Origin of the sequence: Acinetobacter sp. CIP 64.2, from assembly GCF_000369645.1 — a bacterium.
GTDB lineage: Bacteria > Pseudomonadota > Gammaproteobacteria > Pseudomonadales > Moraxellaceae > Acinetobacter.
In genome coordinates this window covers 1,250,696-1,271,905 of record NZ_KB850122.1, presented here as the reverse complement: position 1 = coordinate 1,271,905, position 21,210 = coordinate 1,250,696, and the positions used below count along the sequence as shown (strand labels likewise).

Annotated in this window: 20 protein-coding genes; 14 read left to right on the top strand and 6 right to left on the bottom strand. The window is 39.0% G+C overall.

Annotation, left to right across the window (positions count from 1 at the left end; translation table 11 throughout):
- Positions 1-305: 305 nt before the first annotated feature.
- From F895_RS05070 to F895_RS05085, 4 genes are all read left to right on the top strand, one after another.
- On the top strand, positions 306-623 hold the full coding sequence (locus F895_RS05070; RefSeq protein WP_004801552.1) for a hypothetical protein: 318 nt from the start codon (positions 306-308) through the stop codon (positions 621-623).
- Between the two features lie 63 nt (positions 624-686).
- On the top strand, positions 687-1,742 hold the full coding sequence (locus F895_RS05075; RefSeq protein ID WP_004801549.1) for a DUF932 domain-containing protein: 1,056 nt from the start codon (positions 687-689) through the stop codon (positions 1,740-1,742).
- A 146-nt stretch (positions 1,743-1,888) separates the two neighbouring features.
- Positions 1,889-3,016 carry a YqaJ viral recombinase family nuclease gene (locus tag F895_RS05080; RefSeq protein WP_004801545.1) on the top strand — a complete coding sequence of 376 codons (1,128 nt, stop codon included), beginning with the start codon at positions 1,889-1,891 and terminating at the stop codon, positions 3,014-3,016.
- Positions 3,017-3,162: 146 nt separating this feature from the next.
- The gene (locus F895_RS05085) at positions 3,163-4,062 is read left to right on the top strand and encodes a recombination directionality factor (RefSeq protein WP_004801544.1); all 900 of its coding nucleotides are present in this window, start codon (positions 3,163-3,165) and stop codon (positions 4,060-4,062) included.
- A gap of 103 nt (positions 4,063-4,165) precedes the next feature.
- On the opposite strand, the gene F895_RS05090 is transcribed toward F895_RS05085, so the two are convergent.
- The 3 genes from F895_RS05090 to F895_RS05100 all read right to left on the bottom strand — a co-directional run bounded on the left by F895_RS05090 (position 4,166) and on the right by F895_RS05100 (position 5,779).
- Positions 4,166-4,435 carry a hypothetical protein gene (locus F895_RS05090; RefSeq protein WP_004722342.1) on the bottom strand — a complete coding sequence of 90 codons (270 nt, stop codon included), beginning with the start codon at positions 4,433-4,435 and terminating at the stop codon, positions 4,166-4,168.
- A 14-nt stretch (positions 4,436-4,449) separates the two neighbouring features.
- Complete coding sequence (locus F895_RS05095; RefSeq protein WP_004801541.1) at positions 4,450-5,331, bottom strand: copper resistance D family protein; 882 nt, start codon at positions 5,329-5,331, stop codon at positions 4,450-4,452.
- A gap of 67 nt (positions 5,332-5,398) precedes the next feature.
- On the bottom strand, positions 5,399-5,779 hold the full coding sequence (locus F895_RS05100) for a copper resistance CopC family protein (RefSeq protein WP_004722340.1): 381 nt from the start codon (positions 5,777-5,779) through the stop codon (positions 5,399-5,401).
- Between the two features lie 281 nt (positions 5,780-6,060).
- On the opposite strand from F895_RS05100, the gene F895_RS05105 reads away from it, so the two are divergent.
- Complete coding sequence (locus F895_RS05105) at positions 6,061-8,424, top strand: heavy metal translocating P-type ATPase (RefSeq protein WP_005144782.1); 2,364 nt, start codon at positions 6,061-6,063, stop codon at positions 8,422-8,424.
- A gap of 78 nt (positions 8,425-8,502) precedes the next feature.
- On the opposite strand, the gene F895_RS05110 is transcribed toward F895_RS05105, so the two are convergent.
- Positions 8,503-9,879: a heavy metal sensor histidine kinase gene (locus tag F895_RS05110; protein WP_004801537.1), complete on the bottom strand. Its 1,377-nt coding sequence runs from the start codon at positions 9,877-9,879 to the stop codon at positions 8,503-8,505.
- A complete protein-coding gene (locus F895_RS05115; protein ID WP_004722337.1) occupies positions 9,869-10,552 on the bottom strand; it encodes a heavy metal response regulator transcription factor in 684 nt (227 codons plus the stop codon). The genes F895_RS05110 and F895_RS05115 overlap by 11 nt, the downstream gene beginning before the upstream one ends.
- Before the next feature lie 150 nt (positions 10,553-10,702).
- Here F895_RS05115 and F895_RS05120 point away from each other — a divergent pair, with 150 nt between their 5' ends.
- The 3 genes from F895_RS05120 to F895_RS05130 all read left to right on the top strand — a co-directional run bounded on the left by F895_RS05120 (position 10,703) and on the right by F895_RS05130 (position 13,894).
- On the top strand, positions 10,703-11,053 hold the full coding sequence (locus F895_RS05120; protein ID WP_004801531.1) for a hypothetical protein: 351 nt from the start codon (positions 10,703-10,705) through the stop codon (positions 11,051-11,053).
- Between the two features lie 89 nt (positions 11,054-11,142).
- Positions 11,143-13,023 carry a copper resistance system multicopper oxidase gene (locus F895_RS05125; protein ID WP_005003194.1) on the top strand — a complete coding sequence of 627 codons (1,881 nt, stop codon included), beginning with the start codon at positions 11,143-11,145 and terminating at the stop codon, positions 13,021-13,023.
- The gene (locus tag F895_RS05130) at positions 13,010-13,894 is read left to right on the top strand and encodes a copper resistance protein B (RefSeq protein WP_004801527.1); all 885 of its coding nucleotides are present in this window, start codon (positions 13,010-13,012) and stop codon (positions 13,892-13,894) included. The genes F895_RS05125 and F895_RS05130 overlap by 14 nt, the downstream gene beginning before the upstream one ends.
- A gap of 49 nt (positions 13,895-13,943) precedes the next feature.
- Here the strand turns inward: F895_RS05130 and cadR are convergent, their stop codons facing one another.
- A complete protein-coding gene (gene cadR, locus F895_RS05135; RefSeq protein WP_005144789.1) occupies positions 13,944-14,348 on the bottom strand; it encodes a Cd(II)/Pb(II)-responsive transcriptional regulator in 405 nt (134 codons plus the stop codon).
- A gap of 84 nt (positions 14,349-14,432) precedes the next feature.
- Here cadR and F895_RS05140 point away from each other — a divergent pair, with 84 nt between their 5' ends.
- From F895_RS05140 to F895_RS05165, 6 genes are all read left to right on the top strand, one after another.
- Positions 14,433-15,713, top strand: coding sequence for a cation efflux transmembrane domain-containing protein (locus F895_RS05140; protein ID WP_005242945.1), 1,281 nt, complete (start codon positions 14,433-14,435; stop codon positions 15,711-15,713).
- A 10-nt stretch (positions 15,714-15,723) separates the two neighbouring features.
- On the top strand, positions 15,724-15,981 hold the full coding sequence (locus F895_RS05145) for a FeoA family protein (protein WP_004699719.1): 258 nt from the start codon (positions 15,724-15,726) through the stop codon (positions 15,979-15,981).
- On the top strand, positions 15,971-17,800 hold the full coding sequence (feoB, locus tag F895_RS05150) for a ferrous iron transporter B (RefSeq protein ID WP_004699721.1): 1,830 nt from the start codon (positions 15,971-15,973) through the stop codon (positions 17,798-17,800). Before F895_RS05145 ends, feoB begins: the two co-directional genes overlap by 11 nt.
- A 125-nt stretch (positions 17,801-17,925) precedes the next feature.
- On the top strand, positions 17,926-18,330 hold the full coding sequence (locus F895_RS05155) for a hypothetical protein (RefSeq protein ID WP_004699723.1): 405 nt from the start codon (positions 17,926-17,928) through the stop codon (positions 18,328-18,330).
- An 80-nt stretch (positions 18,331-18,410) separates the two neighbouring features.
- Positions 18,411-19,715, top strand: coding sequence for a TolC family protein (locus F895_RS05160; protein ID WP_005144794.1), 1,305 nt, complete (start codon positions 18,411-18,413; stop codon positions 19,713-19,715).
- Positions 19,715-21,205, top strand: coding sequence for an efflux RND transporter periplasmic adaptor subunit (locus F895_RS05165; RefSeq protein ID WP_004699726.1), 1,491 nt, complete (start codon positions 19,715-19,717; stop codon positions 21,203-21,205). Before F895_RS05160 ends, F895_RS05165 begins: the two co-directional genes overlap by 1 nt.
- Positions 21,206-21,210: the final 5 nt, after the last annotated feature.

The following is a 21,210-nucleotide window of genomic DNA, read 5'->3' as shown; positions in this document are numbered from 1 at the left end:
TACTCAGATGAATAAACTCCGATGCGCTAGATGAGCGGTCTGTCAAAACCGACTGACAATGTAGGTCAGCCCTTGCATCATAATCGCTGCTAAAAAACAGGTCAATTGATCTGTTTAATCATCATTCAAAAATTGCCTAAAACTGATGAAAAAAAACGCATTCTAAAAAAATACAAATACATAGCATCTAATTGAGAACAGTGTTTCTCCATTTGAGATAGCACCAATACATGCTTCAGCTACATTGCAATCATTTTGCCTGCTTCCCCAGCAGGTTTTTTTATTCATTTACAGGAAATACCACAATGAGTTTGCCATGTCCTTATTGCCAGTCCCGAGAGACGGTACTGCTTGAATCAACCCAACATTTACCCAGTACCTCAACCAATAACCCCATTTCCAATAGTGTGATGTCACCGATGGCACTTGCCACATTAGGAGTGAGTGTTTCCAAAAGCCTGAATATTCCTCCAATTGCAGGTGCAATCGTTGGGGTACTGATTGGCGGTATCTGGATGTTGATCACTGAAGATGAACAGCAACAACCGCTTCACCCAACTTATCGCAAACAGTATTACTGCAACAACTGTGACCGCAGCTTTAGCCCGAATTTACGCAATTAAGTATTTAGCAAAATTTAAATCGAACCCTTTTACCCATTCAAAATCGATACAGGAATTATTCTTATGGCACATTTAGTTGAAACTATGGCATTCACTGGACAAACCCCTTGGCATGGGTTAGGCAATGAACTCACACCAAACCAACCCATCGAGGTTTGGGCACAACAAGCAGGCATGGACTGGCGGATAGAATCCTCGGATGTCAATTACATGGCACAGAATGAACGTGGACAAAGCATCATCATGCCTTTTGAAGAACAACGAGTGCTTTACCGTTCAGATACGCATGCACCTTTATCCGTGGTCAGCCAACGCTTTCAAGAAGTCCAACCGATGGAAATCCTACACTTCTACAAAGACCTGACGGAGCAATCAGGCTTTGAACTGGAAACCGCAGGGGTACTGAAAGGTGGCAAGAAATTCTGGGCATTAGCCAAGACTGGACAGACTTCAGCACTCAAGGGTAAGGATGTGAGTAATGGCTATATTCTACTAGCGACGGCTTGTGATGGCACTCTAGCAACCACTGCACAGTTCACCAGTATCCGGGTGGTATGTAACAATACTTTGGCAATTGCTCTCAAAGGACAAAATACCAGTGCAGGTGTGGTTAAAGTCCCACACAGCACTCGTTTCGATGCTGAGAAAGTTAAACAACAGTTGGGTATTTCAGTCCGTGCATGGGATGAACACATGTATGAAATGAAACAACTGAGCCAGCGTAAGGTAACTCAGCAGGAAGCAGCAGCCTTCTTTGATGCGGTGTTTAACAATACCAACCTAACTATGGCTGAACAAGATGAAAGCATCATTCAGTTCTATCGAAATGCTGCTATGCCAAACCAAGGCATCAACACCCCAACCAAAGCGGACAATAAAACCGAGCCAAATGGACGTGCCATGTCGAAAGTCATGACCATGTTTAACGGACATGGACGTGGTGCAGAACTGAGTTCAGCCAAGGATACCGCTTATGGATTATTGTGCAGCATCACCGAGTTCTGTGACCATGAACGTCGAGCGATGAGTACCGATCATCGACTCGATTCAGCATGGTTTGGTGCAGGGGCTGCCATTAAACAGCGTGGTCTGGAACAGGCATTGAGAATGATTGCCTAAATTCAGTTTCAATTAAGCCAGCTCCATTAGCCTAAGCATACAGTAACACCGTACAAGCACAGCAACACCTTTAGCCGCACCCTCATGCGGCTTTTTTATGCCCAAAATTCAGCTTTTACGATTTTATCGATACAGGAATAATTGCAATGAATAGTCATACTCAAATTCAAAACACGCTAAATAACCCACCACTACAACCCTATTTACCGAATCTAAATCAATCCATTCAGCAGATTGAGGTGGGAACCCGAACCAAACGAGATCGACCGAATACGCAACCACGAAAGACCAAAGCCCTTACAGCAAAAAGACTTGCCAACACCAAACAGATGAACTATCAACAATGGTTAGAAGTCAGAAAACAGGGTATTGGCAGCAGTGATGCAGCAACGGCCTGTGGACTGAATCCCTATATGTCGATGCTGGAACTGTGGATGATCAAGACAGGGCGGATGCAACAAAACATCGAGGATGAAAGTGCAGGTTACGCACCCTTGTACTGGGGAAAAAAGCTAGAACCTTTGGTGGCTGAATACTACAGCATGCACACCAATCATAAAGTCCGTCGAGTTAATGCAGTATTGCAACACCCTGATGAAGACAAACAGTTTATGTTGGCGAACTTGGATTATGCTGTAGTCGGTAATGAAGAAGTGCAAATTTTGGAATGTAAAACCGTGGGGGAATATGGCGCAAAACTATGGCGAGATGGCGTGCCTTTATATGTGCTGTGTCAGGTACAGCATCAATTGGCAGTGACAGGTAAACAGGCAGCGCATATTTGTGCCTTGATCTGTGGGCATGAAACCAAAATCTATAAAGTGACTCGTAATGAAACTGTGATTCAGCACATCATTAATGCGGAACGTCATTTCTGGCAATGTGTCGAAACAGGTATTCCACCCAGTGTAGATGCTTCGGATTCAGCAGCTAAAGCCTTGCAACAACTTTATCCTGAACAGATTCCATTAACAGTAGAAGACCTGACCCAAAATGAACAAGCTAATTATTTGTTTAATCAGTTACTAGAGGAGCGACATAAAGTTGAACAACACCAGCAGTATTTTGATGAACTGAAACATCAACTACAAATGATGATGAAAGAAGCAGAGCGAGCGGTATTTACAGGTGGTTCAGTCACATGGAAGAAATCACAAGACTCAATCAGCCTAGACAGTAAATCATTGCTTAAACAGCATCCTGAATACCTACAGCAATTTCCCCAAACCAAAGCAGGAACACGACGCTTTCAGATTTATCCGAATGGTGGATAGGGCTGATACCCAAGTAACCCATTTCAATTTAACTAACACCCCAACCAACTGATCCCATACCCCAAACAAGTATGGGATTTTTTATGCCCAAAATTTATTTATCCAAATTTAAACGCCATTTCAACATCTATATAGAGTACATCATCATGATTAAAGGTTTAGCTATTACCCCACCTGTGTTGGGGCGTATCAGTATCGGCAAAATTGTCGAAAAGAATGGAAAACGTCTGCCTGAAAAAGATGATCAATTTACCATTACCAGCCAAATCCAAAATAAAGATGGGTGGGTCAAACATCCACTGGATGAGCAACTACGTGCCAAAGCGCCCAATCAGAACCAAAAGCTGAGAAGCATTCCAGTCCGCATGATCTTCAATGATCCCGATCTCAACTTAAGAGCAGAGTACAGCCTATTTGACCGCCAAACTGGACGTTTAATCTGTTCAGGCAATGGCGAAAGCTGTCAGCGACTCGGTCAAAATGGCATTGAACAACATCCTTGTCCATCCCCTGATTTATGTCCATTGGCACAGGGTGGATTATGCAAGCCCTATGGCAGACTCTACGTCAACTTAGATGAATCAGATGAGTTTGGTACTTTCATCTTTAGAACCACAGGCTTTAACAGCATCCGCACTTTGGCAGCTCGACTTCGTTACTATCACGCAGCATCGGGTGACTTACTTTCTTGTTTGCCATTGCAATTGACCTTGCGAGGTAAAAGCACCACACAAAGTTACCGTACCCCGATCTACTACGTGGATCTGACTTTACGTGATGGCACAAACCTGAAAGATGCGATTAGTTCAGCCAAACAGATGGATGAACAAAGTAAGACAGCAGGGTTCTATCAGGAGGCTTTGGATCATGTGGCACGGCAGGGTTATGGTAATGCCTGCTTTGAGGTGGGAGGTGAAGAGGGTTTGGATATAGTGGAGGAGTTTTACAGCGTTGAATCTCAAACAGAGCATCAGCAAACGCATGATCTCACTCATGTTCAAGATATTCAGAAAGGCTTACAGCAGTCGGTTCAAGCTCTGAATTAAATACTGTTGGGGGCTAAGAAGCCCCCAACAGTAATATTGCTACTATTTTTTATTAAAAAATTTGAACTACTTATTGAATCAATAAACATTACTTAAGTATCGTTTATTTGGAGGGCGGTAGTACGTTAGGCTTTTGTAACATTAATCCATTTATAACTTTTTGTTGTCTACTATCTTCATTACGTAGTTGTTTATCTTTAGAATGATGGTCTTTATTCTCTTCGACTTTGGTGTCGCCATGATTATGATCAGTGATATTACGTAATTCGGTATCATCTAAGGAGCGAATCGTTTTTGAAGTGCTAGGTTCAGCCCATGATGTCGTATTCAAAAAAATGAAAAATAATAAATTGTACTTCATCCATGAAGTCATAGCGTGATCCTTTTTTACTCAATACCGACTACAGTGGTGATATAACCAGTGGCTAAAAGAATTGATAGACCTAATGACATCTCAAATAAAATGGCATAGCCCAATTGTTTCGCAAATTTCGGGTCTTGTAAGCGAGGTGTGAAATACCATTTGTTAAAGGCTGCTAACAATAAAATACTTAGGACAAATAATATTTTAATAATAAATCCATGCCCATAAGGTGTATTGATTAGAGTATTAAAATCTTTAAAGAGTAATAAAGCAATACTAAGACCACAAGCGATGAGTATTCCTACAATAAAGGCTGCTATTTGCCCAAATAGATGCATACGTTCTTTAAGTGGTAAGCCATTAATTTTTTTGCTTGTTTTCCATAATGGATAAAGCGACCCCATCCATAAGGACATTACAAGTACATGTATTGATAACAAAGCTTGAGCGAATAAGGGTAAATTCGTGACGTGTCCGAGTTGTGAAAAACTTAAAACGATTGGTGTGAGCAGTATGGTAAAGATTGCTCCTTCAGTTTTGGAAATATCAATCGTCCCTTTACTAAGTTTGACTATCATAAATATGAGTAAAAGTGCAAAACTGATTGATCGAATGATAGAGACATGTCCAGTAGGAGTATTGACTAGTATATTTATATAGTTGCTATCCCACATACCTGAAAGGCCAGTGTTGGCAAAACTTCCTATAAGAATGAAGAAGCCGAGAACACTTGAAAAAAGGCCTAAACCTGTACCAATAGTCATGTATTTTAGAATAGTCTCCTTGATTTCAACATAACGTCCAAGTAAGAAATAGCAGAAAGCACCGCCAATAACAAATGCAATCCCTAAATATAAAATGACTTTAACCAACCATGTTGCATATATCCAAGTCTCAGGAATCATATTTTTCTCCCTTTATTATAGCAACATGCCAGCAAGCTGCTGGCATGTTGACTATTTTCACTCATTGTTATTTTGCCGATTTAATAGTGAAATTATATTCACCATTCATGTTATGGCCATCGGTACCCATTGTGGTCCAAACCACCGTATATTTTCCTTTTTTTAGTTTTGGAACCGCTACGTCAAATGATTTTTTCATATCATGAGTTATTTGGTAGTTCAAAGGGATATCCTTACGTTGGGCATCAAGTAACTTAACGTTCATTAGCATGACTTCTTCACCAAAATTGAGTGTTATGTTTTTTGGTTGACTTGCTACAGAAGCATTGATCGCAGGAATTGCACTTTCAAGTTTCACGTGTGCAAATGCACTTGAAGCAGTAACAATCAGTGTTGCACCTACGAGAGTGTTACGTAGAGCTGACATTTTATTTTTGAAAATTTTCATTTCTTCATCCTCTTTAAACTAATCTTGGGCTCAGTAATGACCGAATGAAATGCATCAATTGGTTGCTTGGTCATCACCTTTCTCATGCTTATTATTAAAGGATGAGAGAAACATCCCGATGACTTCAAAATTACATTTTTGTCATTTTAAAAATTAAAAAACCACAAGTGGTACACTGGCTTTAAAGAAAACAATGATCACTAAACAAACTAATAAGAGGGAGTCTATTTCCATCTTAATGAAATTATTAATTTAAAAAATTAAATATGAAGGAGGCTTTTATGGACCATCATCATGAAAACAAAGTACTCAATAACAGACTTACTGACCCTGTCTGTGGTATGACAGTTACAGAAGCATCCAAGTTTTATGAAGAAGTTAAAAATAGAACTTTTTACTTTTGTAGTGAGAAATGCCACATAAAGTTTAAAAGTGATCCTCATTTTTATATTACTAAAGTTGAGAATGTAGTTACGTTAAAAGAACCACAAAAGAGGGATGGTGAGGATTCAAATGAAGTTAATCAGCCTGCTCATGTTAATACCTTCACGATATACACTTGTCCAATGCATCCTGAAATTAGACAGAACCATGCGGGAAATTGTCCGATCTGTGGTATGTCGTTAGAGCCTTTACTTCCTGACTTAGATGACGCTGATGAAAACCCAGAACTCAAGAATTTTAAGCATAGATTTTGGTGGACCTTACCGCTAACCATTATTGTAGTTTTCTTAGCAATGTTTGGTCATCAATTGAACTGGTTCGAAATGCAGGTGCAAAGCTGGATGGAACTGGTACTGACTTTACCAATTGTTTTGTGGGCAGGAATGCCATTTTTTGTGAGATGTTGGCAGTCAATCTGGAATCGGAGTCCAAATATGTGGACCTTGATTGGAATAGGTACAGGAGCTGCTTTTATATACAGCCTTGTTGGAACAATAGTACCTCAAGTATTTCCAGACTCATTTGTATCTATGGGGCGTGTTGCTGTGTATTTTGAGGCGACCGCAGCGATTATTTCTCTCACATTGTTAGGTCAAGTGCTAGAGTTAAAAGCACGTTCCCAAACTTCAGCGGCAATTAAATCCCTACTTGGGCTAGCACCTAAAACAGCAAGAAAAATCAGTGTTGATGGTATAGAAGAAGATATTCCACTATCTCATGTACACGTAGGCGATTTATTACGGATACGCCCCGGTGAAAAAGTTCCTGTTGATGGAGTCATTACAGAAGGTTCAAGCTCTGTAGATGAATCGATGTTAACTGGTGAACCTGTGCCAGTTACAAAACGTGTGGGTGATCAAGTCATTGGTGCAACAATGAACATGAATGGTTCATTGGTGATGCGATCAGAAAAAGTTGGATCATCAACCGTACTTTCTCAAATCGTGCAAATGGTTGCTCAGGCTCAACGTTCAAAAGCACCTATGCAGCGGATGGCGGATCATGTTGCAGGACGATTTGTTATGGGGGTTATAGGTATTGCTGTTCTAACTTTTTTGGGGTGGGGGCTATTCGGACCTGAACCTAGTTGGGTTTATGGATTAATCAATGCAGTAGCTGTTTTAATCATCGCATGCCCATGTGCTTTGGGATTAGCTACGCCAATGTCAATTATGGTAGCAACAGGGCGAGGTGCATCAAATGGAGTACTTTTTCGAGACGCTGCCGCAATAGAGAATCTACGTAAAATTGATACATTGATTATTGATAAAACAGGAACTTTGACAGAAGGACAACCATCATTCAATAAAGTAGTAGCCACTTCAGGATATGAAAAGAATGAAGTCCTCCGTTTAGCTGCGAGTTTAGATCAGGGCAGTGAGCATCCTTTAGCAAATGCAATTGTACGTGCCGCCCGTGAGCGAAATCTTACTTTAAGTAAACCTACTTCATTTGAATCAGGTTCAGGTATTGGTGTTAATGGAGAGATAAACGGACAAAAATTAGCGCTAGGCAATACGGCACTGATGAAGCAATTAGGGATATCTGTTAACACTCTTATTCCACAAGCAGAGGTATTAAGAGCTGAAGGTGCCAGTGTTATGTATTTGGCAGCCGATGGAAAACTGCTAGGTCTTCTGGCAGTTTCAGATCCAATCAAAGCAAGCACTCCAGAGGCCCTTTTATCGTTGGAAGACTCAGGTTTAAGAATCATCATGGCAACAGGTGATGGGCTAACTACAGCAAAATCAGTTGGGGCTAAGTTAGGAATTAGTGAGGTTTATGGTGAGGTTAAACCTGCTGATAAATTAGATTTGGTCACAAAATTGCAAAAAGAAGGGAGAATTGTTGCTATGGCTGGTGATGGAATTAATGATGCACCAGCCTTGGCTCAAGCTGATATTGGAATCGCAATGGGCACGGGTACTGATGTAGCAATGAATAGTGCCCAAGTTACATTAGTAAAAGGTGACTTACGTGGTATTGAAATTGCTCGTTCTTTATCAGAGGCAACTGTTAAAAATATGAAACAAAACTTGATGTTTGCTTTCCTCTATAATGGATTAGGTATCCCTTTGGCTGCTGGTGTACTGTATCCATTTACTGGCTGGTTACTCTCGCCTATGATTGCTGCATTAGCAATGAGCCTAAGCTCAGCATCGGTAATTGGTAATGCCTTACGATTACGTCATCAAAAATAATCACGACTTACCACTCATTAGCGTAAGTTAATGAGTGGTAAGCATCATTAGAATGAGTGCTTAATAACCGAGATATCACTAATTTTTAAAGATAATTTTAAAAGAAATATGTCCCTCGTTATAAGTCGCTTGAATGGAAGCTCCATGCACATCAAGAATAGATTTGGTAATTGCTAAACCAAGGCCAGTACCTTCTTCAACTCTCTGTCTAGATACATCTGTTCGATAAAAACGATCGAATAACCGATTAAGTTGTTCTGATGATAGTGGGGAGCTTTCATTTTCAATGATGAATGTTGTTGTATCAAAGTTTTGTTGGCATGTGATTTTGATGACCGAATCTGATTTGCCATATTTAATTGCATTCGATAACAAATTACTTAAAGCGCGGCGTAGCATTAAAGGATCACCTTTTATACTACCTGAACCACTCTGTTCGAGTGACATTCCCTTTTCAGCAGCGATAGCATCATAAAAATCAAATAATGCTGAAACTTCTTTAACTAAATTAACCTGTTGTAGGTTAGGTAAATGTAGACCATGTTCTGCTTTTGCCAAAAATAGCATATCAGAGACCATGCGAGCTAAATGCTCAAACTCTTCTAAATTTGAAAATAGAACTTCCTGATAAGTATTAATATTTCGACTACGAGATAAACATACTTGAGTTTGAGTCATCAAATTGTTAATAGGTGTTCTTATTTCATGAGCAAGATCAGATGAAAAATCTGAAAGTTTTTCTACTGCGGCTTCTAGCCGATCTAACATATCATTAAAAGCGACAGCCAGTGATTTAAGTTCGGTTGGAGTATTTTCGACTTCTAAACGTTCAGAAAGATGTTGGGCTGAGATACCCTCTGCTACTTTTGCCATTTGTTGTACTGGACGTAGCCCTCGCCATGCTGCGAACCACCCTAAGAACATTAAACAAATTGTACCCACAAATCCAATGTATAAAAGTTGACGTCTAAAGTCATTTAAGAAATGTAGATGCTCAGAGGTATCGATTCCAACAATAATCTGAGCTGATATAAACGAGTCATTATGATCAAAAGTCTTTTTATAAATTAAGCCACGATAAGTCTTATTTTTAATTTTCCATTCAAGCCATGGATCTTGTTTTGATTTGTTGAGTGCTTGGGGATGAATTACTGATGGTGCTGAGCTAAAAATAACTTGACCTGTTGGACGTTCAATCTGAACAATCAGATCGTGATGTCCAATTAAGGCATCTTTTAAATATAAATTTAGTTCTTGAGAGTTAGATGGGTTCTGTTCAAGTAGATTCTCTATAAGTTGAATTTTGCCTTCTAATTGAGTTCGGTCTTGAGCTTCAAAATGATGCATTACGAGCTTGTGAATAACCAACCCCATAATCATTAAGATGATAACAGTAGAAAGAGAAAAGATGATTGCTATACGAAAGCTGATTGCATTAAACAATTTACGAGTCATCTTCTACCTCTAAAACATACCCCATTCCACGTATGTTCTGTATCAGCTTTGGGCTAAAATTACTGTCAATTTTACTGCGCAAACGTTTGATAGCGACTTCTACAACGTTGGTATCACTATCAAAATTCATGTCCCATATTTGAGAGGCAATGAGCGTACGAGGTAATATCTCACCACGTCTACGCATAAATAATTCCATCAGCGCGAATTCTTTAGCTGTTAAGTCAATACGTTGCCCAGCGCGAGTGACGCGGCGTTTACGAAGATCAAGTTCAAGATCAGCAATTGTAATAAGGTTACTATCTTCTTTTTGTTGTCCCCGTCGGAGTAAGCTTTTAATTCGTGCTAATAACTCAGCAAAAGCAAAAGGCTTGACTAGATAATCATCAGCACCTAAATCCAAGCCTTTCACACGATCTTCAATTTGATCACGTGCTGAAAGAAAAAGAATAGGCATAGTTTTGCCACTTTTTCGGATATCATAAATGATATCCCAACCATCTAGCTTTGGAAGCATCACATCTAAAATGATGAGGTCATATTCTTCGGAAAGCGCTTGATGTTTACCAGATAATCCATCCGTTACCCAATCCGTTATATACCCAGCTTCAGATAGACCTTGTTTAAGGTAGTCACCGGTTTTTTGTTCATCTTCAACTAGTAAGATTCTCATTGATAAAAATCCCATATCACTCATTAAGAACATAATAACGTTATAAATACGTGATTCGTTGTAGATTACAAAAATGTCATTTTCATGTCACATAGATGTTTAGTGAAGGCCTTTAAGGTATTTACATAAAGTTAATTTTTGGAGCAAAACATGAAAACTCTATTCAGCCGTAGCTTAACCACTCTTATGTGTGTTGGTACTTTAATTGTAGGAACTCAGTCTTGGGCAGCAGATGTGAAACAAGGAACTACAGTTGTGTCTGAAATTAAAGCCGATTCAAAGACGCAAGAGAAATGTCAAAAACCTTGTAATATGAAGAATGATGATAAAACCCAACAGGATCATAGTCAGCATGAGCATGGTAACATGACGGATATGTCTCAGATGGATCATTCTAAGATGATGAATATGGGGCAATCTAAAATGAGTAATATGGATAATTCCAGTATGATGAACATGGACCACTCAAAGATGAACATGTCAAATACATCAAATAAATAACAAATACGATAAATGAAAGATCGGGGGAAATTAAAGCGAATAATAGGTTTGCTTGATTCTCCCATCCTTATATTAGATAGGTGAAATAAATGTCTACAAAATTAACGCATGTCCTTTTAATAGGAGTCGGTTTATTTTCATCAACTTGGGTTGTGGCAGCAGTTAAAGAATATGATTTAACAATCGCTGAGCAAACGGTGAATATCACAGGTAAGCCTTTAAAACGAATTACGGTTAATGGGAAATTTGTTGCACCTCTTCTTGAGTTTGAGGAAGGTGATGATGCTATTATTCGTGTCCATAACAAGCTAAAAAAACAAGATTCTTCTATTCATTGGCACGGGTTAATTCTACCGGGCATCATGGATGGCGTACCCGGATTTAATCAGTTTGACGGTATTGCCCCTAATAAGACCTACGAATATAAGTTTAAGGTACGCCAAAATGGTACCTATTGGTATCATTCGCATAGTAAAGGTCAAGAACAAGAGGGCTTGTATGGTCCGTTAGTCATTTACCCCAAAAATAGGACACCTTTAACTGTAGCTGAGAAAACAGATAAGGATTATGTCGTATTACTTTCAGATTTTCATGATTCAACTAGTGATAAAATCATGAATAATCTAAAGAAAGAAGCTGACTATTATCAGAACCGTCGTGAAACTGTTTTTGATGTTTTTAAACAAATTAAAAAAGATGGTTTAAAAGCAACATGGCAAGACCGTTCGATGTGGAACCAGATGCGAATGCTCAAGACAGATATGTCTGATGTGACAAAATATACTTTTTTGATGAATGGTAAGACTCCAGAACAAAATTGGACTGGTAATTTTAAGACGGGTGAAAAAGTACGTCTTCGGTTTATTAATGCCTCAGCAATGTCATTCTTTGACGTCAGAATCCCTAACTTGAAAATGACGGTAGTCAGTGCAGATGGGCAACCAGTGAAACCTGTTCCGGTTGATGAATTCAGAATAGGGACGGCTGAAACGTATGATGTTATTGTAGAACCCAAACAATCAAATTATCAAATTGAAGCAGAATCAATTGATAGGAGTGGTTTTTCAGTTGGTTCCTTACATGATGAGAATACTCCTCCAATAAATCAAATCAAAATGCCGAAGTCACGTCCTCGTTCTTTATTAACTATGGAAGATATGGGGATGGGGCATGATATGTCTTCTATGGCGGGCATGAATCACGACATGTCTTCAATGAAAGGCATGGATCATGATATGTCGCCTATGACAGACAGCTCAAAAGATCAGTCAATGTCTGGAATGAACCATGACATGTCTTCAATGAAAGGCATGGATCACGATATGTCGTCTATGACAGACAGCTCAAAAGATCAATCTATGTCAGGTATGAACCATGGCATGCAAATGACTACATCTAATGCACCTACACAAGAAAAGAATGGTGATGTTGTATATGGCTGGGCAAATGCTTCAACACCTGTTGGTCAAAAAGCACTTCAATATAGTGACTTACAATCTTTAAAGCCTCAACCAGATACTCGTGCCCCTGAACGTGAAATGGAAATCCGTCTTGGTGGGAACATGGAGCGCTATATTTGGACAATTAATGGTAAGAAGTTTAATGAAACAGAACCATTCAAAGTGAAATACGGGGAACGTATACGCTTGAAATTTGTGAATGACAGTATGATGGCTCACCCAATGCACTTGCACGGTATGTTTATGCAGCTTGAAAATGGTCAAGATCCAAGTAATATGCCAAATAAACACACGATCATTGTGCCACCGGGGAAAACAGTTACAACTTTACTTACTGCTGATGAATTGGGTGAATGGGCTATCCACTGCCATTTGTTATATCACATGGCAGCTGGAATGATGAACAAACTCATTGTGGCAAATGTAGATAGCAATGATGATGATACGAAAAGTATCGTTGCCCAACCTCAAACTAGCCATGAGGGAGTGAATCAACATGCACATCACTAAACAGTTATATTCAAAAACAATTTTATCTGTTGCTTTAATTGGCTTAGCGGGTATGGCATTTGCGAATGATAATTCGACTGAAAATCTAAATAAGAGTACGTCAAGTATGAGTGTGCTTTTACGCGAATCAGGCGGATTAGGCTATGTTGAACGTAATACTGATCAAAAGTCTTCAAACAGCAAAGGGTCTGAAACTTTAGCTTTTAGCCAAAATCATATGAACGAGCATGGTGGGCAAATTTATCAGACAACTAAATTTTCCAATGAGTGGATAGTTGATAAAGATGGAAAGGGCAGCTTAGGTTCGAGTTTCGAGGCATTGATTGGAACAGATGAAAATCGAATGTTTGTTGAAGCTAATATGAATAAAGCGGAGAGTAATGATCCCAAATATGATGTATCAGCTCTTTACAGTAGAAATGTTGCACCATTTTGGGATGTACAAGCTGGGGTAAGGTATAGTGAGGACAAAAATAACCGTAATAGTAATCGCATTGATGGCGTTATTGGATTATTAGGCCTTGCACCTTATTTCTTTGAGACAAAAGCCTACCTTTATGGTGGTGAAAATAATTTTTGGGGAGCCAGTTTTGAGTTTGATCGAGATCTATTACTCACTCAAAAGCTAATTACTCAGCCATATATTGCAGCAGATATTGTGTTTAATGATAATTCTGATTTTGCTACAAAGTCAGGTTTGTCTGAGTTAAAGACAGGTCTAAAAACTCGTTACGAGATTAATAAGCGTATAAGACCATTTGTTGATGTCGCTTATCAATATGAAAAAGGACAGAAATTAACAACTTTTCAAGAAGCTACAAATTCTGAAAAGGGGTGGTTATACGGGGCAGGTATTGAATTAGTTTTCTAAATATTTTATTAAGAATGAATAATGGTGATATTCCATTATTCATTCTTAATTATTTTAAACTTACGGATAACCCTTCAAGTACTTTACAAGAGTTAATTTCCAAAAAACCAGAGCATTTGCTTCTTAAATCAGAAAGTTGTTGCTTAAGCTGAATCTGTTTTTGGATATTCTGCTCTAATTGATGAATATGTTTATCAACTAAGATGTTAATAGAACTACAGTTTCCACAAGGTTTGTCTTTGTATGCTAATAAAATTTTTATTTCGTCCAAGCCCATATTCAAAGTTCGGCAATTAAGAATAAATAGAAGTCGCTCTAAGTGGTCTTTGTTATAAAGTCGATAATTAGCTTCCGAACGATTAGGGGCTAGTAATAAAGCTTCTTTTTCATAAAACCGTATTGTAACAACAGGGCAACCGGATAGCTGAGATAATTCACCAATTTTTAAGTTCATTTCAAGTCACCTGATCTATTGACTCTATAGTAGCTATAGGGATTTTAATATGCAATACGTGAAGATATGACTATAGGCACATCAATGAGTGGTTGCGGTTGTAATCAAGAAAGTTCTTGTGAAGACACTAAGCAAAAACAAAATGAATCAAAAACAGATTCTTGTAAAATTAAAGATTTAGCTACAGAAGAAAGTGAAAGTTCTTGTTGCGATAATGAGGTACAGCAAGAACCTAACCCTGATGAAAAAGATTCATGCGGTAGTAAGCAGTCGAATTCATGCTGTGGTTCGGATTCGATAACTTCACCTGAAAAGATTAGGGGGAGTGAAGATACAGCGACTTTCATCAGTGACTATAGCATCCCGAAAATGGATTGTTCCGCAGAGGAACAAATGGTTCGGATGACTTTATCTTCATTGGTAGATGTTAAGAGCTTGGTTTTTGATTTGCCGAACCGAAACCTAAAAGTTCTGCATAATGGTGAAAGTAATGAAATCAATGCAAAACTTGAAGCTCTTGGATTTGGGGCAAAATTAAATAAAACTGAAGCTTATGAAAATAAAGAACAAGCACAAGAAGCTAGTACTTTTCTGATTCCGAAGATGGATTGTTCGGCAGAAGAGCAAATGGTAAGAATGGCACTTTCTCCCTTGCATGAAGTTAAAGGTTTATCTTTTGATTTGTCGCAAAGACAGTTAGTTGTTTTCCATACCAATGGGATTAATGAAATTACCACAAAACTTGAAGCCCTAGGTTTTGGTGCAAAGCTCGTGGAAACAGTAAAAGCCACTGGGGAATTGCCTGAAACACCAGATCCGACTAAGCAGGCGAAAGTCCTTAAATTATTACTAGCGATTAATGGTGTTCTTTTTTTTATTGAGTTCATAAGTGGAATTATTGCCGCATCGACGGGGCTCATTGCGGACTCTCTTGATATGTTTGCTGATGCGGCCGTTTACGGTATAGCACTTTACGCGGTAGGGAAAGCGGCTAAATACCAATTAAAAGCAGCTCATTTTGCAGGATGGATTCAACTTTTATTAGCTTTGATCGTTATTATTGATGTTGTCAGACGTTTCATGTTCGGTAGTGAACCAGAGTCAGATTTGATGATCATTATTGGCTTCTTAGCACTTATTGCCAATGTGACGTGCTTGTATCTCATTTCTGGGCATAGAGATGGCGGAGCCCATATGAAAGCGAGTTGGATCTTTTCAGCTAATGACGTAATAGTAAATATGGGGGTTATTTTAGCAGGTGTACTTGTTGCATGGACTGGTTCAGCTTACCCAGATTTGATTATTGGTATTCTTGTTTCACTGTTTGTACTGAATGGCGCTCGAAAAATTTTGGCGTTGAAGTAGAGTGCTGACAATGAATTTATTTCAAGTAAAGCAAGACCAGACTGTAAAAATCATTGATCTTAAAAAGGGTGAACAGTATCAAGATAAAAATGATCCTGTTCTGGAGCGTTTAGAACTGCTGGGCTTTAGAGTAGGTGAATCCTTACAAGTGCTTGCGAAAGGGCTTTTTGGTGGTGATCCTGTGTTGGTTCAAATCGAAACCTCACGTTTCGCCTTAAGAAAAAATGAAGCAGAACGAATTTTTGTAGAGATTACCAATGGACACTAAAAATATTGCACTTGTTGGTAATCCTAATTGCGGTAAAACATCACTTTTTAACACCCTCACAGGGACTCGTCAAAAAGTTGCAAATTATGCTGGGGTAACGGTAGAACGGAAAGAGGGATTTTTTAAACTGCCATCTGGTGATACCGTTCGAGTATTGGATTTGCCTGGGACTTATAGTTTAAAACCGAGCAGTTTAGATGAGGAGGTAACTAGAGCAGTATGCTTTGGTGAATTAAAAGGCGAAGTTATACCTGATATTTTTGTATGTGTTGTCGATGCTACGAATCTTCATCTTCATTTAAGTCTTGTACTTGAAGTCAGGGCTTTAAACAGACCAATGTTACTTGTTCTTAACATGATGGATGAGGTTAGAAAGCGTGGGATTTCAATTGATACAACGAAGCTATCTCAGCTTTTAGGTATTCCTGTTGTTGAGTCAGTAGCTGTAAAAACAAAAGGCATTCAGGGGCTATTGACCCAATTGGATCAAAAGAATTTGTTTGTTGCCCCTTATCATTCTGATCTGAGTCACTTTGACCAAATCAAATATATTACAAAACAAGTCATCTTGAAAAATGATAATGGTGATAAACGAACGGCTTTCTTGGACAAAATATTCTTACATCCAGTTTTTGGATTATTAATATTGACCTTTACCATGTTTGTAATGTTTCAGGCTGTCTTTATTTGGGCTCAACCGTTAATTTCCTTTGTTGAGGATTCGATTTCATGGTTTGGTGGGGCGATAGGACCTCTGATTACTCATCCACTTTTAAGAAGTTTGGTCGTTGATGGTGTAATTGCAGGTGCTGGTAGTGTACTCGCGTACATGCCTCAAATTCTGATCTTATTTTTCTTTATTTTAATTTTAGAAGAATCGGGATACTTACCTAGAGCTGCTTTTTTGTTAGATAAGCTGATGTCTAAAGCTGGTTTAAGTGGGCGTTCATTTATTCCACTACTTTCGAGCTTTGCTTGTGCAATTCCCGGAGTCATGGCGACTAGAAGTATTAGCTCTGAAAGAGATCGTTTAGCAACGATTATGATTGCACCTTTAATGACGTGTTCTGCACGACTACCTGTATATGCTTTGCTGATCGCTGCATTCATTCCAAACAAGTTGGTTTATGGTTGGCTCAGTTTACAAGGTCTAGTTCTGTTCGGGCTTTACATGTCAGGAATCGTATCCGCTTTATTGGTTTCTTTATTCCTGAAATTAGTCAGAAAAGATAAAACTGAAAGTATTTTCATTTTTGAATTACCTACATACCGTATTCCAGATGTTCGAAATGTAGCTTTGGGGCTTTATGATAGAGCAACTATATTCTTAAAAAGAGTTGGTGGAATTATTGTCGCACTTTCTATTTTATTATGGTTCTTGGTAACGTTCCCTTTACCACCTGATAATCCAACAATGCCACCAATCAATTATAGTATTGCTGGACAGTTAGGGCATCTAATCCATCCAATATTTGCTCCGATTGGATTTACTTGGGAAATTTGTATTGCTTTGATTCCTGCAATGGCAGCTCGTGAAGTGATTATTGCTGCGTTAGGGGTGATCTATGCAATGTCTGGTGATGAAGATGCAGTTACCCAGACTTTATTATCTCAAATATCTGGTCCGGATGGATGGGGGCTAGCGACAGGTATGTCATTGTTAGTTTGGTTTATCTTTGCCCCGCATTGTTTAGCAACACTAGCGACCATTCGAAGAGAAACAGGGAGTTGGAAACAACCAGTCGTAATGGCTGTATATCTCTTTTCATTGGCTTATTTATTTTCCTTTATAACTTATCAAGTTATAAGTCGGTTTTAATTTAGAAGGCGGTTGTTGATATAAACCAACAACCGCTGTTTAATGAATTAGTTTAATTAATTATAGGATTGTTATTTACAGGATAATCTGTAAAACTAAAAAGGTTAAATTTTGGTCTTGATGTTATGCACTTGTTAAGGACATGCTTATCGCTGTTTTTATCTTTTGCTATCCTAATTGTAGGATCGGCAGCAGCTGCTGCATCTGTACATAGCCCATGTTTAATGTCATCTCAAGATACACAATCCATGCAAATGATGAATTCTGAAGATCATGAAAAAGCAAGTGCTATGCACATGGATTGTATGAAAGCTGAGGTAAAGATTAAGAAGCAATTACATGATCCATCATGTATGTCTAAGCAAGATTGTATTATGTCATTTTCTAAAATTGCATATACATCTACAGCGCTGGATGTTTTGCAGTCGATGATTTTTTTACCTGCGGAACAGTCTACTTTTTCTCCATTAAATCAAAATTTCATCTCATCTGATCTTTCCAATTTATGGAAACCCCCACGCTTTAACTAATTTGATGATTCTTCATCATTCATAGAGTTTTCTATGGGTGTTCTGCACGTGCGCGTGTACATCATTTTAGAGCTAAAAATATGAACTTTAATAAAGGAAAGCTGTCCCTAAAATGGGGTGGATGCTCGATTGCGACGATCTGTTTTTTCTTGAGTTATGGACATGCTTATGCCCAGCCACTGACTTTGGATACAGCATTGAAGCTTGCTGAGCGATATGCGCCTGCTCTAAGAGCTAATAGTGCTCAGATTGAAGGTGCTGAGAATATAGTTTCAGCTTCAGGTATTTTGCCCAATCCTAAACTATTTGTGGGTCTCGATAATTACCCTGTATCAGGTGATGCTGCATGGTCTGTCACACAAGAGGGGATGACGATGCAAAAGATTGGCATCATGCAAGATTTTCCAAATCGTGCCAAAAGATTAGCTGAAGTTGAATTAGCAAAAGCTGAATTGGGTTCAGCAAATGCTCAAACAGAAATTCTGCGAATTGAGTTACGTCAAAAAGTAGCATCGGCATGGCTTAAACGTTTTTATCTTGAGCGTAAACTGGCGTTATATGATGACCTTCTTTCAGAAAATGGATTGCTATCCCAGATTACACAAACACAGGTTGCGTCTGGTCGAACCATGGTTGCTAATACAATTTCCCCTAGGCTGGACAAAACTATTTTGCTTGATCAAAAAGATGATTTGCTTCGAGATATAAATAAGGCAAAACTAGAATTACACCGATTAATCAGTGAGGATTCTAGTGGTACAACTGAAATAGAAAGTTTGCCTACCCAAGAACCTATAATTAATTTTGATACATCACGTTTATATCATCATCTGCATCAACACCCTGAACTAAAAGCATTCCAAGCAGAAAAGCAAACTGTTGAAGCAAAGCTTAAGCAAGCCCAAGCCCTTCAAAAACCAGATTGGGGTATTGAGCTTGCCTATCAGCATCGTGCTCCTGAATTTGGAGATATGATTGGTGTACAACTGACAACAGAACTACCAATATTTTCAAAAAAACGTAGTGGTCCGCTCATTCAGGCAGCATTAGCTGAACAAAATCGGATTACAGCAGATCAGGAGATAAAATACCGCGACCATCTCACCATGTTAGATGAGGGGCTATCGGATTTAAAAGCTCTTGAAAGACAAATCCAACGTACCGTTCAAAGTACACTTCCTTTGGCTAAAGAAAAAGTAACTTTACAGTTAGCAAGTTATCAGGCTGGTAAAGCCAATTTGTCAGATGTCATTGAGACACGACAAGCATTACTAAATCAGCGATTACGTCTCATCGATTTACAACAACAGCAAGCAATGATCAAAGCCCAGCTCTATTTTTCTTTTGTAGAACCCACCTTAAACCATGCTGAGGAGTCAAGATAATGTTAAAAAATAAATTGGCATTTGTAATTGCTGGCTTGATTGTGGGCAGCTTGGGAGTCGGTAGTGGGATTGGATATTGGTATGCGCATCAAAATGATGAAAAGCAAACTGTAAGTGATCAGGCAACTGCTAAAGTGTTGTACTGGTACGATCCAATGAAACCAGAACAGCATTTTGATAAGCCAGGGAAATCCCCTTTTATGGATATGCAGTTAGTCCCTAAGTATGCGGATGAAAGTACTTCTGGAATAACTGAAAGTGCAGGAGTAAAGATTGATCCAGCTCTTCAACAAAATCTAGCCATTCGTTATGCCACAGTCGAACAGGCTGTAATGGGCAATACCTTGTTAACCAATGGCATATTACAAGCGAATGAACGACAGGTAGCAATTCTGCAAACACGAGCAAGTGGTTTTGTTCAGCGTGTTTATGGCCATGCAGTCGGGGATATAGTGACTCAAGGGAGTCCGATTGCTGATATTTCAATCCCTGAGTGGACTGGGGAACAGACTGAGTTTTTGGCAGTACTTAAAATAGGAGACCGTTCTCTTATTCAAGCAAGTCGACAACGCCTACAGCTTCTGGGAATCCCACCAAATGTGATCCATCAAGTCGAACGGACACATCAAGTACAGTCTAATATGACTTTGAGTGCTCCTTTGAGTGGATTCATTGACTCACTAGAAGTTCGTAGTGGAATGGCTTTAGCTATGGGGCAAACACTTGCCACCATTAAAGGCGTGAATCCAATTTGGTTAGAAGCAGCAGTGCCTGAAACGCAAATTGCTGGGATAAAGCGAGGAGATAAAATCGAAGCAACTTTTGCTGCGTACCCTCAAAAAGTGTCTGGCAAAGTCATTGATATTTTACCGACATTAGATACTACAAGCAGAACCATAAAAGTTCGTATTGAGTTACCCAATAGAGAGGGGCAACTCAAGCCCGGAATGTTTGCTTCTGTCAAATTTTCCAACAATCCTCAAAGCAGTTTAGTTGTGCCAGAGCAAGCTGTTATACGTACAGGTACTCGTAATATTATTATTGTCGCACATGAAAAAGGGCGTTTCGAACCTGTTGTTGTACAGTTAGGACAGAGTGACGGAAATAAAATAGCAATTCTACAGGGTTTGAACGCTGGTCAGAAAATCGTGATTTCGGGACAATTCCTAATTGATTCTGAGGCCAATTTACAGGGTGTACTGGATAAGCTGAACACTGGACAATCGATTACATCATCTCAAGTGACTAAGGCATCAATATACCAAGGCATTGGTAAAGTGGAAAAAGTTACAGCTCAAGACATTACCATTTCACATCATGCAATTGCTGAATTGGGGTGGGGGGCTATGACCATGAGCTTTAAACAACCAGTACAACCATTTACCCAAATTCAGCAAGGCGAGCAGGTCAGTTTTCGTTTTACACGTGTTGGGGATGCTTATGTTATTTCTGACATTTCCAAGATGTCTATGACATCTATGCAGAACTAAACGGG

Excerpts from the sequence above, each read along its gene's own strand:
- F895_RS05140 (WP_005242945.1), top strand. The coding sequence starts at position 14,433 with ATGAGTGGTTGCGGTTGTAATCAAGAAAGTTCTTGTGAAGACACTAAG.
- F895_RS05165 (WP_004699726.1), top strand. The coding sequence starts at position 19,715 with ATGTTAAAAAATAAATTGGCATTTGTAATTGCTGGCTTGATTGTGGGC.
- F895_RS05070 (WP_004801552.1), top strand. The coding sequence starts at position 306 with ATGAGTTTGCCATGTCCTTATTGCCAGTCCCGAGAGACGGTACTGCTT.
- F895_RS05090 (WP_004722342.1), bottom strand. The coding sequence starts at position 4,435 with ATGACTTCATGGATGAAGTACAATTTATTATTTTTCATTTTTTTGAAT.
- F895_RS05100 (WP_004722340.1), bottom strand. The coding sequence starts at position 5,779 with ATGAAAATTTTCAAAAATAAAATGTCAGCTCTACGTAACACTCTCGTA.
- F895_RS05095 (WP_004801541.1), bottom strand. The coding sequence starts at position 5,331 with ATGATTCCTGAGACTTGGATATATGCAACATGGTTGGTTAAAGTCATT.
- F895_RS05075 (WP_004801549.1), top strand. The coding sequence starts at position 687 with ATGGCACATTTAGTTGAAACTATGGCATTCACTGGACAAACCCCTTGG.
- F895_RS05115 (WP_004722337.1), bottom strand. The coding sequence starts at position 10,552 with ATGAGAATCTTACTAGTTGAAGATGAACAAAAAACCGGTGACTACCTT.
- feoB (WP_004699721.1), top strand. The coding sequence starts at position 15,971 with ATGGACACTAAAAATATTGCACTTGTTGGTAATCCTAATTGCGGTAAA.
- F895_RS05145 (WP_004699719.1), top strand. The coding sequence starts at position 15,724 with ATGAATTTATTTCAAGTAAAGCAAGACCAGACTGTAAAAATCATTGAT.
- F895_RS05085 (WP_004801544.1), top strand. The coding sequence starts at position 3,163 with ATGATTAAAGGTTTAGCTATTACCCCACCTGTGTTGGGGCGTATCAGT.
- F895_RS05110 (WP_004801537.1), bottom strand. The coding sequence starts at position 9,879 with ATGACTCGTAAATTGTTTAATGCAATCAGCTTTCGTATAGCAATCATC.
- F895_RS05080 (WP_004801545.1), top strand. The coding sequence starts at position 1,889 with ATGAATAGTCATACTCAAATTCAAAACACGCTAAATAACCCACCACTA.
- F895_RS05125 (WP_005003194.1), top strand. The coding sequence starts at position 11,143 with ATGTCTACAAAATTAACGCATGTCCTTTTAATAGGAGTCGGTTTATTT.
- F895_RS05130 (WP_004801527.1), top strand. The coding sequence starts at position 13,010 with ATGCACATCACTAAACAGTTATATTCAAAAACAATTTTATCTGTTGCT.
- F895_RS05120 (WP_004801531.1), top strand. The coding sequence starts at position 10,703 with ATGAAAACTCTATTCAGCCGTAGCTTAACCACTCTTATGTGTGTTGGT.
- F895_RS05155 (WP_004699723.1), top strand. The coding sequence starts at position 17,926 with ATGCACTTGTTAAGGACATGCTTATCGCTGTTTTTATCTTTTGCTATC.
- F895_RS05105 (WP_005144782.1), top strand. The coding sequence starts at position 6,061 with ATGGACCATCATCATGAAAACAAAGTACTCAATAACAGACTTACTGAC.
- cadR (WP_005144789.1), bottom strand. The coding sequence starts at position 14,348 with ATGAACTTAAAAATTGGTGAATTATCTCAGCTATCCGGTTGCCCTGTT.
- F895_RS05160 (WP_005144794.1), top strand. The coding sequence starts at position 18,411 with ATGAACTTTAATAAAGGAAAGCTGTCCCTAAAATGGGGTGGATGCTCG.